Consider the following 14,454-nt stretch of genomic DNA (forward strand, 5'->3'; position numbering starts at 1 on the left):
TGACGCGGAGCGTCACGGCTGCATTCCTTTGCTGCGCGTGGGAACGATCTCGTTAATGTCCTGTGGGGTTAGGTAATGGCCGTTGAATTTCGTTCGGCTCTGCGCTCTGATGCGCGTGAGATTGCTCGTTTGTTTCGGATTTCTTCGGAGGGCGCTGCAGATTACATCTGGAGCCAACTCTCGGAGCCTGGGCAGGATTTACTGGACGTGGGCGCCAGTCGATATGCTCGGGAAGAAGTCGATTTTTCCTATCAGAACTGCCTCATCGCAGAGTCCGAGGGACGCGTTGTTGGAATGATGCACAGCTACGTGATGCGCCACGATCCTCAAGCCGCTCCCGTTACCGACCCTGTCCTGGCGCCCTATGCAGACCTGGAAATACCCGACACCCTCTATATTTCGAGCCTGGCTCTGCATGAAGAGTGGCGAAACCAGGGCCTCGGCGCTCAATTCCTTGCGCATGCCCGGCAGCGGTCGAGTGATCTCGAACTCAGCGGTTTGAGTTTGATCGACTATGCGGCCAATACCGGGGCGCGTCGTTTTTATGAGCGGCATGGTTTCCGCATCGTCGGCCAATGCCAGGTCACCCCACATCCGATGATCCGGGTGACGGGCGAAGCCTATCTGATGCAATGGCCGTAGGCTGGCGAATGGCTGAGGCGACCCCGGCAGAACTGCTAGTGTCGGTTCTCGCAGGTGTTTGTTAGGGTACTGAACAGCCGATGCCCGCTTGTCGTGAGCGGGGTCAATCAGGTCTGTGCGAGGACGCTACCGATGCCTGCTTCCCGTCAAACTCAAGGTTCTACCCATCCTCCAGTTGCGGATATCGCCTTCTCGCGAACTCTGTTGCTGGCTACCGATCTGCAGCAAAGCATCCTCGCCGAACTGGATCGCAGCGGCCCGAATCGTCTCGCTTATACCGCCTATGGTTCGCAAATCAGCCAGCGTACGGCGGGCACCCACTTGGGGCTCAACGGGCAACTCAGAGAGCGCGCCACCGGTTGGTATCACTTGGGCAATGGTCATCGTGTGTATAACCCGGTGTTGATGCGGTTTCACAGCCCGGATCGGTTGAGCCCGTTTGGTAAGGGCGGGGTGAATACTTATGCCTATGCCATGGGAGACCCCATTAACTACACGGATCCTACGGGCGAATTCGTCGTCCCGCTATTCCAGGCTACTCAGCGAGTTCTGACCGTTGCGCTGCACAGTATTGTTCCCACAGCCATGATCTTTGGGCCGAAAGTGGCCGGGGCTGCATTGACGGCTACCCGTGTCAGCCTGTTGGGTTCTGCGGGTAGTGCCGTAGGGGCGGTTATGCAGCTGGCGGGCAACCCGATCGGAATCTACGTCTCCACCGCAGGAACGGCAGCCTTGGTGGGCGGTGCGATTACCCGCGGCGCTATTGCGCTCCAAAGTGCTGCCAAGGGCATCGGGTTGTGGAAAACGCTGAAAGGTAACGTCAGGAATATTCTGGGATTGCCTGAAATAAAGAAACCCATTCAAACGATCGATTCGGAAGTAAAGACCGTGAGTTCAACCGTGGTCTCAATAGCGGATTCAAGCTTATCCAGTACACGCAGTTCACCAGTGGATAAGTCCAGGGATATCAGGATGCCTGAAGGGCGTTGAGGGTGAATTACCCACAACCGCTGTTAGCGCCTCTGTGGATAAGATGTTCGCTGTCCGCTACAGGCTATATAAAACTTGGCTTCCAGTGGATTGATCAAATAATGTTCAACTGGGCCTTTTCCCTCGCGAATGTTTCCTCAAACGCCGAATTTTCGGGCTTTCAGCGGTTTTCCACAGCGTCTGTAAAGTTGCCCCCAAAGTCTGTTGGCGCTTCTGTGGATAAGGTGTTTGCCATCCTCTACACGCCATATACAACGTGCCCTGCAGGGTTTTGATCAAAAAACAATCAATACTTGCATGAAACCCTGCTTCTGGATAAGTCACGGTTTTTCTTCGGTTTTTTTAAAGAAAATTAGCCCTGCAGCCACAGTTGTCCCCATTAACTGTGGGTGGAGATGTGGATAACTTGTTCGCTAAACCCTGCAAGCCACGGCCCATATAGGCCACAACGCGATAGATCAAATTTCATACAGGTCTAAGGCACTTCCTTGACTTCGATCTATCGCCTGTCTTCACTCTCAGGGCACAAGGACAGCCGTCACTTATCCACATCTGGTTCAGGGAGAACGCGGATGGATAGCCAGCTACATCGCTCACACCCAAGCCCCTGCGTGACCTGTGTACCGACACCCGCCACCTCGCTGCGTAAACGGATTCACCGTCGCGCCGCCAACCAGCGCGCTCGCTTATAGCGCCTGAACCCTTTTCCCATGCCATACGCAGCTGCCATCGTGGTCCGACCGTGCCCGATGACCAGGCGTTCGCTCATCTATCGATTGCAGGCAACCACAGAGTTGCCCATCTGCCTGAGAGGAAATGACCCATGACACGGATCGCCACGCCCATCAGTGACATCAAGGAACATTACGACGTGATCGTCATCGGCTCTGGCTACGGCGGCGGGATCGCGGCGTCGCGTCTGTCCCGGGCCGGCAAGCGCGTATGCCTGCTGGAGCGAGGCCGGGAAATCCAGCCCGGCGAGTACCCCAATACGATGCTGGCGGCCACTGAAGAGCTGCAAGTCCATGACCCGGACGGGCACATCGGTTCGCGTACCGGGTTGTTCGACTTGCACGTCAACGCCCAGCAGAACGTGGTGGTCGGCTGTGGCCTGGGCGGCACCTCGCTGATCAACGCCAACGTCGCGCTGGAACCGGAACCCGGCGTGTTCGATGATCCGCGCTGGCCGCTGGCGGTGCGTGAACATCGCGACACGCTGCTCAAGGAGGGTTACGCCCGGGCTCGGGAGATGCTCAAACCCAATCCGTACCCGAACACCGCACCCAACCTGCCCAAACTGGACGCCAATAAAAAGTCCGCGGACTACCTCAAGCAAGACACGCATTTCTACAAACCGCCGATCAACGTGACCTTCGACAAGCTGCCGAACAATCTCAACCACGTCGGCGTCGAGCAATTACCGTGCAACCACTGCGGCGACTGCGTGTCGGGCTGTAACAACAAGGCCAAGAACACCACGCTGATGAATTACCTGCCGGATGCCTGGAACCACGGCGCGGAGATTTTCTGCCAGGCCGAGGTTCGGCATCTGGAGCGCGACGCCGACGGCGACGGCTGGATCGTGCATTTCCAATACCTGGACAGCGGCCGCGAGAAGTTCTCGGCACCGACGCTGTTCGTCAAGGCTGACGTCGTTGTGGTATCGGCGGGGACCCTGGGTTCCACCGAAATCCTCCTGCGTTCTCGTGACAAAGGTCTGGCAACGTCCGATCAGCTCGGCGAGAACATGAGCGGCAACGGCGACATCCTCGGTTTCGGCCACAACTGCGACCAGCCGATCAACGGCATCGGTTTCGGCGCGCACCCGGCCAGTGAAATGAAACCGGTCGGCCCGTGCATCACTTCGATCATCGACATGCGCACCGAAGGCGACTGGCGCAGCCGCATGGTCATCGAAGAGGGCTCGATCCCCGGCGCGCTCGGCCGGCCCATGGTGCCGAGCATGGCCGCGTTCGCCGGGTTGATCGGCAAGCCCACCGATGACAGTTTCAGCGGCAAGCTCAAGTATGCGGCGCGCGAAACCGAAAGCTTCCTGCGCGGCCCGTATCACGGTGCCCTGCATAACATGCAGACCTACCTGATCATGAGCCACGATGACGGCAAGGGGCGCATGGTGCTCGACAGTAAGGATCAGCTGCGCATCGACTGGCCGGGTGTTGGCGAGCAGGAAAACGTCAAGCTCGGCAACGAGCGGCTGCACCAGAGCACCAAGGCCTTGGGCGGGATCTGGGTCGAGAATCCGATCTGGACCGAATTGCTCAAACACAGCATCGTGTCCGTTCACCCGTTGGGCGGTTGCGTGATGGGCGAGGACGCGGAGCAGGGCGTGGTCAACCACAAGGGGCAGGTATTCAGCAGCACCAGTGGCACCCATGTCTATGCCGGGTTGTACGTGACCGACGGCGCAGTGATTCCGACCTCCCTGGCGGTCAATCCGCTGCTGACCATCTCCGCCGTGAGCGAGCGCAACATGGGCCTGCTGGCCGCCGATCGCGGTTGGCACATCGACTACACGCTGCCCTCGGCACCACGCAAACAGGTGACGCCGCCGACCCTCGGTGTGCAGTTCACCGAAACCATGAAGGGCTATTTCTCCAAAGGCTTCACCCAGCCCCAGGGCACCGATCTCAAACTCTATGAGGCGGCGGCTAAACGCGGCGAGTCGGATAACTCGCCGATCGAGTTCACCCTGACCATCACCGCTAATGATCTCAACCGCATGATCAAGGAGCCGGAACACGCCGCGACGCTGGTCGGCACGCTGAATGCGCCGGGCCTGTCACCAGAACCGCTGACCGCTAGCAATGGCGTGTTCAACCTGTTCGAGGAATATCAGGAACAAGTCGGCGTGCGGCACATGAATTACGACATGAAACTGACCGCCGAGGACGGCTGCGATTATTACTTCAGCGCGTTCAAGACCGTACCGGAAGACAACGGTGTGCTGAACGTCTGGCACGACACCAGCACCCTCTATGTGACGCTGTATCGTGGATCTGACAAGACCGGCGAGGTGATTGGTTCGGGTGTGATGCACATCCAGCCGGCCGATTTCGCCAAGCAAATGACCACCATGAAGGTGCTCAACGCGCGCAACGAGCGCGAGCGTATCGATGGGCTGGCGCGGTTCGGCAAGTTCTTCGCCGGGATATTGTGGGAAAGCTACGGCGGAGTGTTCGCCGGCGACATCTATTTCAACCCCGATGCGCCGCCGCGGCAGAAACGGCCGTTGGATGCGCCAACCCCGAGTGTGCAGTTCTTCCAGACCGAAGACAGCGTTCAGCTACGCCTGACCCGCTATCAGGGCGGCAGCAAAGGGCCGGTGATGTTGGTGCATGGTTTGGGAGTGGGCTCGAATATTTTCTCCACCGATACCATCCAGACCAACCTGCTGGAGTACCTGTGCAAGCACGAGTACGACGTCTGGCTGCTGGATTTGCGGGTGAGCATTCTGTTGCCTGCGAGCAAGAAGGAATGGAACGGCGACCAGATTGCGCAGTACGACTTCAAGGCCGCCATCGCGCAGATCCAGCAGGCAACCAAGGCAGCGGACGTGCAATGCGTGGTGCATTGCTACGGCGCGACGACTTTCTTCATGTCGCTGTTGGCCGGGTTGCAGGGCGTGCGTTCGGTGGTGTGTTCGCAGATTGCTGCGGACACGGTGGTCGCTACAGCCACAGGGCTCAAGGCCGGTCTGCACCTGCCGGGGATGCTCGACGCCATCGGCATCAAATCCCTCACCGCCTACGCCGACAACAAGGAGAGCTGGTTCAACAAACTCTACGACAAGGCCCTCAACGGCTACGCCCGCATCGAGGCTCAGGGCTACTGCACCAACCCGGTATGCCATCGCATCACCTTCATGTATGCGTCGCTGTACCGCCACGACACCCTCAATGAAACCCTGCATGACAACCTGCACGAGCTGTTCGGCGAATCGAACATGCAGACCTTCGAACACTTGGCGTTGATTCTGCGCAAAGGCCATCTGGTGGACTTCAAGGGCCAGGACGTCTACATGCCGCACTTCGACCGACTGACCATGCCGATCTGCTTCATCAGCGGCGAAGACAACCAATGCTACCTGCCCGAAAGCACGCTCAAGACCTATGAACGCGTGTGCAAAGCCCATGGCCCGGAGCGCTACAGCCGGCATGTTGTGCCGGGTTACGGGCATATCGACTGCATGTTCGGCAAGAACGCGGTGCTCGATGTGTACCCGATCATCCTGCAACACCTGGAGAAAACGGCCCTCGGCTAGTCGTTAGACCGAGTTGGATTCTTCGCGGGCAAGCCTCGCTCCTACAGGATTTATACCGTTATGTAGGAGCGAGGCTTGCCCGCGAAGGCGATCTTTCAGGCGCTACACCTCGTGGGTCATGCACAAGGAAATGGATGCCATGGACAGTTACATCCGCTGGTTTCAACGCTTCATCTGGCTAGGCATTGTGATGAACATGGTCTTCGCGATTCCGGCGCTGTTCGCGCCAGCATTGCTGACTTCGATGCTCGGGATGCCGCCGCAACTCTCCGATCCGTGGCTGGAAAACGCCGGCATGCTGCTGGTGGGGATCAGCCTGTTCTACATGCCGTCTGGCTTCAACGCACCCAAATACGTGGTGCATTCGTGGCTATGCGTGCTATCCCGATTGGTCGCCGTGGCGTTCTGGATCTACCTGATCAACACCAGCAACCAGGCTCAGGTATTCGTGCCGATGCTGCTGGGCGATCTGAGCATGTTTCTGATCCTCGGGATTCTGCTGTACCTGGGCAGCGCGCCGGCCAATCGACCCGTGGCGTTGCTTCGCGACGGCTGGCATGAATGGCGCGCAGCCTGGGCGCGACGCTGGCAGCGGCACAGCTTCAAGGTCGCCACGCTGGTCGTGGTACTGGCGCTGGGGTTTATCGGCTACGAAACCTGGTACCAGATGCTGCGGGTGGTGCCGGCAGAGCAATACGCCTCCGATGAGGACCACTACAAGTACGGCGCCATCGGCCTGGGCATCGAGGCGCGGATTCCCTATTACCTGTTCGCCGTGTTGCCGCAAATGTGCCCGGATAAACTGCCCAAACCCGGCGGCTACGAAGTCTTCGGTTTCCTCTACGAGAACGGCAAGGACCTGCCGATCGGCATGGCCAAGCGGCAGATCGGCTACCCGACCGTGGAGCCCAACTGCGCCCTTTGTCACACCGGTTCCTACCGGGCCAATACCAGCGAGGTCGCCATCCCGGTGGCCACCGCGCCGGCCAATACCCTGCAACTGCAGGCCTTCCAGTGGTTCGCCTACAATTGCGCCAGTGACCCGAACTTCACCCCAGACGCGGTGATGACGGCGATCAACAGCAAGTTCCAGCTCGGCTTTTTCGAGCGCTTGTACAACCGCTACGTGATCATTCCGATGGCCACCAGCGCACTGGTCAAGCAGAAACAGGCCTACGCCTGGCAACGACTGCGCGCACCGCAAGGGCCGGGGCGCACCGACACCTTCAACCCGACGAAAATGGTGGTGTTCGGCTTCCCGGATGACTCGACCATAGGCACCGTCGACTTGCCGCAAGTGTGGAATCAGAAGCCTCGGGAGTCGCTGTACCTGCACTGGGACGGCAACAACAACGACATCCATGAGCGCAACTACGCGGCGGCCATGGCCGTGGGTGCGACGCCGGAGTCGGTATTGCCGGCCAGTTTCAACCGAGTGACCAACTGGTTGCTGGGCCACAAAGCACCGGCATGGCCGTTCGCGCTGGATCAGGCCAAGGTCGCACGGGGCAAACCGGTCTGGGAAAACAACTGCGCCGGTTGCCACGATTTCGGCCGCACCGACACCGGTCAGGTCACCACCAGCATTGATGAACTGGGCACCGATCCCCATCGGCTGAACTCGTTCACCACAGGTTTGGTGACGGCTTTCCATGGCTTCAAGAAATCACCGTTCGACTTTGGCGCCTATCGCAAGACCCAGAGCTATAGCAACACGCCCACCGACGGCGTCTGGTTGCGCGCGCCGTACTTGCACAACGGTTCGGTGCCGACCCTTTGGGACTTGCTGCAACCACCGGAAAAGCGGCCACTGGTGTTCTTCACCGGCTCCGATGTGTACGACCAGGACAAGGTCGGCTTCGTCACCAGTGGCCAGCAGATGAAGGCCTCGGCAGACTTCAAATACGACACCCGTCTGGAGGGCAACCACAACGGCGGCCACCTGTACGGCACGCAGCTGTCGGAACTCGATAAGCGGGCGCTCATCGAGTTCATGAAAACCCTGTGATTCCACTACGGATGGAGGAAGGCGACATGTCATTGGTCAGTCATTGGGAACACGAGTACGACAAGGTCAAAGTGCGGTTGCATGGTTTGCTCACGCGGGTGGAAATGGCCTGGATGAAGCTCGTCAGTGAGCTCGAACCCCAGGAGTTCGAAGCCATCATTGCGCTGCTCAAACGCGGCCACGATCAGGCGCAGTACGTGCTCAAGCATGGCGAGTTGCCGGACGATCAGCCGGGCGTGCCGTGGGAGTTGGCCCATGGCTTGTCGATCCTGCGCATCGGCAATGCCAGCCCGTTGCCGCAAACGGTGGATGAGTTACAAACCCGAGTGCTGAAGGACGGCAGTCTGCTCGGTTGCCGCAAATGGGAACTGCTCGACCTGTTATGGAGTGAAGCCCTGCTGAAATGGATCGAAAACCTGCGGCATCACGCGCCATTCGCCACTGACCCGGCGTTGGTGAAAATGGATCGCAACGTGACCTTGGCGATCGCCGGCGACTGGGGCACCGGACCGTTCGACAGCCATGCCCCGGCGGTGGCGGTGGCGAATCAGATGCAACTGGCCCGGGCCAATTTCACCATTCACCTGGGGGATGTGTATTACGCCGGCACCCATTCCCAGGAAGACGTGGACATGGCCGGCTGGCCAATGGGCACGCAAGGCTCTTTCACTCTCAATTCCAACCACGAGATGTACAGCGGCGCCCACGGCTATTTCAAGGAACTGGCCAAGCGTTTTCCGGCGCAGCAGGGCACCAGTTACTTCGCGCTGTACAACGACGATTGGCTGGTGATCGGCCTCGACACGGCGTATGCCTCGGACGCCATGAACCTGTACATGGATGGCACCCTGAACCAACCGCAGATCGACTGGATGAAAAGCCTGCCCCAACGCAAGAAGATCATGGTGCTCAGTCATCACCAGGGCTTCGACATTTCCGGGCACAACAAGACCACGCTGTATCAACCCGTCTGCGATGCCTTGGGCCGCGAGCCGGATTACTGGTATTGGGGGCATTTGCACAACGGCATCTGCTACGCCGCTCAAGGCGGGTTGCACGCGCGTTGCGCCGGGCACGGGGCGATTCCCTATGGCAATGCCAGCGAACTGAACGGACATTCGCGGGTGCTGTGGTCGGAAACGCAAAATGCACGGGATGCGGCGTACCCGGATCGGGTGTTGAATGGTTATGTGAAGGTGCGGCTGGTGGGGGAGAACATCGTCGAGGAGTTTATTGCGGAGGATGGATCGGTGCGGTGGTCTTCAGCCCAATGATCGTTCCCACGCGGAGCGTGGGAACGATCTATCAAAGCCTGTTCGCGATTCTTTTAGCCTTGAACCGGAACCCCTTTGAGGTACGGCGCAGGCTCGGCCCCCAGGTTGTTCAGCAACCGCTCGCTGTACCAGTCCACGAAGTTCACCACACCGAACTCATAGGTCTTGGAGTAAGGCCCTGGCTGGTACGCGGTGGAGTTGATCCCGCGCTGGTTCTCTTCGGCCAGGCGACGGTCCTGGTCATTGGTCGCATCCCAGACCTGGCGCATGCGCTCCACGTCGTAGTCCACGCCTTCGACTGCGTCCTTGTGGACGATCCACTTGGTGGTGACCATGGTTTCCTGAGCGCTGATCGGCCACACGGTGAACACGATGATGTGGTCGCCCATGCAGTGGTTCCACGAGTGCGGCAGGTGCAGGATGCGCATCGAGCCCAGGTCCGGGTTCTTGATGCGGCCCATGAGTTTGGCGCAGCCCTGTTTGCCGTCCATGGTCATCGACACGGTACCCTTGAGCAGCGGCATGCGCACGATACGGTTACGCAGGCCGAAACTGGCGTGGGCGTAAGGGATCTTCTCGGCTTCCCAGGCAGCGGCCGAAGCAGCGACGTGGTCCTTGAAGGCCTGGTCGGCGCGCGGGTCGGTGACGTCGTCCCATTCCAGCAGGGTTTTCAGCAGTTCCGGGTGCGACGCGTTGCAGTGGTAGCACTCGCGGTTGTTTTCCAGCACCAGTTTCCAGTTGGCTTTCTCCATCAAGGTGGTGGTAATCGCCACCTTGGTGTTCTCCATGTCGTACGGTTCCATGTAATGGCTGAGCGTCGACAGGAAGTCATCAATGGCTGGCGGGTTTTCCGACAGGCTGATAAAGATGTAACCGCCAGCGGTTTTCACGTTCACCGGCTTGAGGCCGTACTGCTTCATGTCGAAGTCGGCGCCCATTTCGGTGCCGGCGAACAGCAGGCGGCCGTCCAGCTCATACGTCCACTGGTGGTAGTGGCAGACCAGTTTGGCGACTTTGCCTTTTTCACTGGTGCACAACCGCGAACCGCGGTGACGGCAGACGTTGTGGAACGCATGGACCACGCCGTCGGCGCCGCGAATCACGATGATCGGGTTCTTGCCGACTTGCAGGGTCAGGTAGTTGCCCTTGGTCGGGATTTCGCAGGTCATGCCGGCGATCAACCACTCTTTCTGGAAGATTTCCTGCATATCGATATCAAACAGCCGCTCGTCAGAGTAAAACGGCTGCGGCAGCGAGAACGTGCGCTCGCGCTCTTGCAGCATCTGGGCGGTGGCCTTGCGTGCGGGTTCCAGCGGATCGCCCAGGCTCAGGGTAGTGGTGACGTCCATCATTTAATCCTCAAGGCCATTCTGTGTGGCCGGCGAATAGTGGCTACGGTTGTGCGACGCAAGACAAAAAACAGCAGTTATCTGTTGAGGCGAGTGTGGGGCCGGCGCTGCCCGGAACCTTATCCATGGGCGACATGGCCCAATCTGTTCCCGACGCGCAACCCCCGGTAATTGGGGGCTGGTCGCGATAAGTATGTGAATGTCGCAGATAGGTAAATGGAAGGTTCGCGCTATACGCAGAATCGCCAACATGAAGGCCGGTAGTCGGCCGTGGAGAACAGCATGTCCAACAGCTTCCTGAACCCGGTAACCACCCAGACCTGGGCCAATGGTCGACACATTGTCCGTTGCGTCAAAGTCATCCAGGAAACCTGGGATGTGCGCACCTTCTGCTTTATGGCCGACCAGCCGATTCTGTTCTTTTTCAAGCCCGGGCAATTCGTCACCCTGGAGCTGGAAATCGACGGCGTGCCGATCATGCGCTCCTACACCATTTCCAGCTCGCCGTCGGTGCCGTACAGCTTTTCGGTGACCATCAAGCGTGTGCCGGGTGGCAAGGTGTCCAACTGGCTGCACGACACTCTACATGAAGGCCAGGAATTGGCGGTACACGGGCCGGTCGGGCTATTCAACGCCATGGATTTCACCGCGCCGAAAGTGCTGTACCTCAGCGGTGGCGTCGGCATCACGCCCGTTATGTCGATGGCTCGCTGGTTCTACGACACCAACGGCAACGTCGACATGGTGTTTATCCACAGCGCCCGTTCGCCCAAAGACATCATTTACCACCGCGAACTGGAGCACATGGCCTCGCGGATCGACAACTTCAGCTTGCACCTGATCTGTGAGAAGCACGGTCTGGGCGAGCCTTGGGCCGGTTATCGCGGTTACCTGAATCACAAGATGCTCGAATTGATGGCGCCGGACTTCCTTGAGCGTGAAGTCTTCTGCTGCGGCCCGACCCCGTACATGAATGCGGTCAAGCGCATGCTCGAGACGGCGGGTTTCGACATGACGCGCTATCACGAGGAATCCTTCGGCGCGACGCCGCCGGAAGCTCGTGCCGACGCGGTGGAGCAAGCCGAAATCGCAGCAGATGCACCGGAAGTCGATGCGGCGGATCTGCATCAAGTGGAATTCACCGCCTCCGGCAAAAGCATTCGCGTGGCACCGGGCGAAACTGTCCACGCAGCGGCGGCCAAGCTTGGCCTGCTGATTCCGAAAGCCTGCGGGATGGGGATTTGCGGGACGTGCAAGGTGATGAAGCTGGGCGGCGAGGTCGAAATGGACCACAACGGCGGGATTACAGAAGAAGACGAAGCCGAGGGTTATATCCTGTCGTGCTGCAGCGTGCCGAAGGGGGATGTGCGGATCGAATTCTGAGTACAGTTTGCGGGCATGGGCCGATCTCCCCACAGGGGGAGATCGAATGGGGGTTAATAGTTGCTTTTTAAATTAGTTCAAATGTGACGAGTAAGCCAAAGCCCATGAATATAAAGCCGAAAATCTTCTGATATTTATGTAGTGTAAGTAGTGTGCGTTTTAGGTTGGGAGGGAAATTCTTGATATCTTTTGCACTTAACTTTCCTTGATAAATGTAGATTGCGGGACTTTTGAGAATGCCGAAAACTTCTCCCATCATATATATTCGCCCCCAAAAACCTCCGTGCCATAGCATCAGCAGGGATGAGGCGATGGAGCTGTTTTGAAGACTGTTTAATATAATTTCTATTTTTGTTTTTGCGATGTATAGCGAAACTGCATTAACTATTATGAGTCCCGCGAAGCTAATGGTGACAGTAATCATCAATATATCTTTTGCAATGCTAAGGCTCATTTGATTCTCTCGTAGATCCACTCTGCGGCGTGCTCGCCACTTTTTTCACCAATATATTCACCCGCGAAAGACCCTGCTCCCGCAACAAGGGCACCGCATAGCAAAGTACCGATTCCAGCGGTCGATACACCAACTGCTACGCAAATTGTGGTGGCAGTGCCTGCACCCAAGACAGAGCCAGCAAATGCTCCGCCGGCAACCCCACCGAAGAAGCTTCCGGTTTCGGTGTACTTCACCTTTTCACATGCCTCGGAACTTCCATTCCTGCAAACATCCTGAACCTTCATGGCAGATGCGCCACCTCCCACAGCAGTGCCGATCCAGCCTCCATATTTGACGTATTGCGATGCTTTGGTGATGCCTTTGAAGTGGGTGGCATAGCCGGGAATCTGGCCAATCGCCCCGGCTTTTCTCCAGCGGTGCACCAGATGACGCATATCGATGCCCAGAGCCGTTTTCAGGTTTGGGTGATCGGGGAAACCGATGGTCTTCTTCGTCAGTACATTGAGTTGCACATCAAGATCGGCCAGCAACTTTTTACGTTCGCTGAGGAATGATTGCGTGCTCATTCCCCCATTGAAAGTGCGGGTGTGCAGGGCCTCAATGTCACGCAGAATGGATTTAACGCCGTCCAGATGATTGGCTGCCATGGCAGTGCTGACACCAATCACTTTAGAGCCACGTTCAAGTGTTTTCTTGATGACCTCATAGTGCAGCGCCATAAAATCCGCTTCCTCCACCGTCAACGGCTCCAGTGCCGCGCTGACGATCTGAGCGGTTTGCATCAGCAGCGATTCTTCATACGTACATTGCTGATTTTCCGGGTCGCTCAGGACAATCATCGATCCGGCTTTCACCAGATCCAGGTTCGGATTCAAAGTTCTGAATTTAGCGATGACGCTCGGGTTGGGAGACGGGAACAGTTGGGCCTCAAGTTTCTCGGCTGAAATGCTTTTGGGCACGATGTAAAACCCCGGCTCCTCTGGTGCTGGAACCTCCACCGGCCAGCGTTCCTGAGGGAAAAAACCGGGAGCGCGGGACGCTGGACGAGGGGTGTGAGTGGTGTTTTTGGCTCTCGTGTTCAGGGCTTTGAGATTTTGCGCATGCACGGCCCGCAACAGGCGCTCCGGGTCGGGTTGTGGCGCCGCTTGCGTGAGCATCGACAGCGGCGTCCGTTTGACCGCTTCGGGGATCGCGCCGTGCTTCTTCAACATCAAGAGTCGAGACTGGTTCAAGAGGTTGTGCTGTTCCTGAGCCAGCGCGCGTATCCCTTGTTCCGGAGTCTTGCGGCCTGAGGCGACTTCATCGGCGATGCGCTTGGCGTAATCGGCTGCCTGCTGGTTGAAGCGCACGCGGGCCGTGCCGAAAGCCAGGTGACGGGCGCTGATCAAGTGGGCTTGCCCGATCAGTTTAGCGGCGGCGCTTTGGACGTCCCACAGGTCGTGGCGCTCGAGCGTCACCCCTCTTCGCCCCACGAGGCGTACCCGGTGGTGCCGGCCGTGTGGTGAACCCAGCTGACGCCACGGTATAGCAACGCCAGAAACTCTTGAGGCTCGGCGTCGTTTTGCAGAATCGCATGGGGTACATCCTGCGTCAGGTTGGCGACAACGGCCCCGTCGAGGGAGACGGTGAAGTACTTTTCCTGCAGCCCCATGGCGGATGTGCGATAGAAACTGATCGTGCAGTCGAGCTCTTCTCTGTTTGCCAGAGCCTGGGTCAGCAGCGGCGAGGATTTGTCGAGATTTTTGGTGACGATGACCGGAAAATGGGTGGGCTTGCCGAGGTTGCCATCATTGGTCAGGTAGTGGCTGTAAGCTAGCATCATGATTTCATCGGTGTGCGCCGCCTGATACCTGTTGCCAACCGACTCCGGGGTCGAACAGCCCGCTGAAATCAGGCCTTGAATCTTGCCGGTGATCGTCATGTAGCCGGGATTCGCCATCGCTGCCATTCCTTGCTTGAAATAGGATTCGGCAGTCTAGGACGAGGGCTTTCCGGGTTATGTAGTCCCTGGAGTAGTCCGTTTCTGAAAAACGGCGATTGAAACAATTTGAGAACATCTGCGCCGATCC

At 58.2% G+C, this 14,454-nt stretch carries 10 protein-coding genes; 6 read left to right on the forward strand and 4 right to left on the reverse strand.

The genetic code is table 11. The features are described 5' to 3' along the window. Window positions 1-75: 75 nt before the first annotated feature. The 5 genes from CKW20_RS08935 to CKW20_RS08955 all read left to right on the forward strand — a co-directional run bounded on the left by CKW20_RS08935 (window position 76) and on the right by CKW20_RS08955 (window position 9,196). Complete coding sequence (locus CKW20_RS08935) at window positions 76-642, forward strand: GNAT family N-acetyltransferase (RefSeq protein WP_095052600.1); 567 nt, start codon at window positions 76-78, stop codon at window positions 640-642. 132 nt (window positions 643-774) lie between these two features. Beyond that, window positions 775-1,632, forward strand: coding sequence for an RHS repeat-associated core domain-containing protein (locus CKW20_RS08940; protein WP_095052601.1), 858 nt, complete (start codon window positions 775-777; stop codon window positions 1,630-1,632). A gap of 823 nt (window positions 1,633-2,455) precedes the next feature. Further along, on the forward strand, window positions 2,456-5,914 hold the full coding sequence (locus tag CKW20_RS08945) for an alpha/beta fold hydrolase (RefSeq protein WP_095052602.1): 3,459 nt from the start codon (window positions 2,456-2,458) through the stop codon (window positions 5,912-5,914). A gap of 139 nt (window positions 5,915-6,053) precedes the next feature. Further along, complete coding sequence (locus CKW20_RS08950; RefSeq protein WP_095052603.1) at window positions 6,054-7,922, forward strand: hypothetical protein; 1,869 nt, start codon at window positions 6,054-6,056, stop codon at window positions 7,920-7,922. 26 nt (window positions 7,923-7,948) lie between these two features. After that, complete coding sequence (locus tag CKW20_RS08955) at window positions 7,949-9,196, forward strand: metallophosphoesterase (protein WP_095052604.1); 1,248 nt, start codon at window positions 7,949-7,951, stop codon at window positions 9,194-9,196. A 53-nt stretch (window positions 9,197-9,249) separates the two neighbouring features. Here the strand turns inward: CKW20_RS08955 and gbcA are convergent, their stop codons facing one another. Beyond that, complete coding sequence (gbcA, locus tag CKW20_RS08960) at window positions 9,250-10,545, reverse strand: glycine-betaine demethylase subunit GbcA (protein ID WP_095052709.1); 1,296 nt, start codon at window positions 10,543-10,545, stop codon at window positions 9,250-9,252. Between the two features lie 282 nt (window positions 10,546-10,827). Between gbcA and gbcB the strand changes: the two genes are divergently transcribed. Then, window positions 10,828-11,928, forward strand: coding sequence for a glycine-betaine demethylase subunit GbcB (gene gbcB / locus CKW20_RS08970; protein ID WP_095052606.1), 1,101 nt, complete (start codon window positions 10,828-10,830; stop codon window positions 11,926-11,928). Between the two features lie 67 nt (window positions 11,929-11,995). On the opposite strand, the gene CKW20_RS08975 is transcribed toward gbcB, so the two are convergent. Genes CKW20_RS08975 through CKW20_RS08985 form a run of 3 tightly spaced genes read right to left on the reverse strand, consistent with a single transcriptional unit; the run spans window position 11,996 to window position 14,324 of the window. Next, entirely contained in the window at window positions 11,996-12,382 is a 387-nt protein-coding gene (locus CKW20_RS08975; protein ID WP_095052607.1) for a hypothetical protein, read from the reverse strand. Beyond that, entirely contained in the window at window positions 12,379-13,842 is a 1,464-nt protein-coding gene (locus tag CKW20_RS08980; protein ID WP_095052608.1) for a hypothetical protein, read from the reverse strand. The genes CKW20_RS08975 and CKW20_RS08980 overlap by 4 nt, the downstream gene beginning before the upstream one ends. Further along, window positions 13,839-14,324 carry an Hcp family type VI secretion system effector gene (locus tag CKW20_RS08985; protein WP_095052609.1) on the reverse strand — a complete coding sequence of 162 codons (486 nt, stop codon included), beginning with the start codon at window positions 14,322-14,324 and terminating at the stop codon, window positions 13,839-13,841. The genes CKW20_RS08980 and CKW20_RS08985 overlap by 4 nt, the downstream gene beginning before the upstream one ends. Window positions 14,325-14,454 lie beyond the last annotated feature (130 nt).

It is taken from the genome of Pseudomonas sp. Irchel s3b2 (assembly GCF_900187445.1).
Lineage (GTDB): Bacteria > Pseudomonadota > Gammaproteobacteria > Pseudomonadales > Pseudomonadaceae > Aquipseudomonas.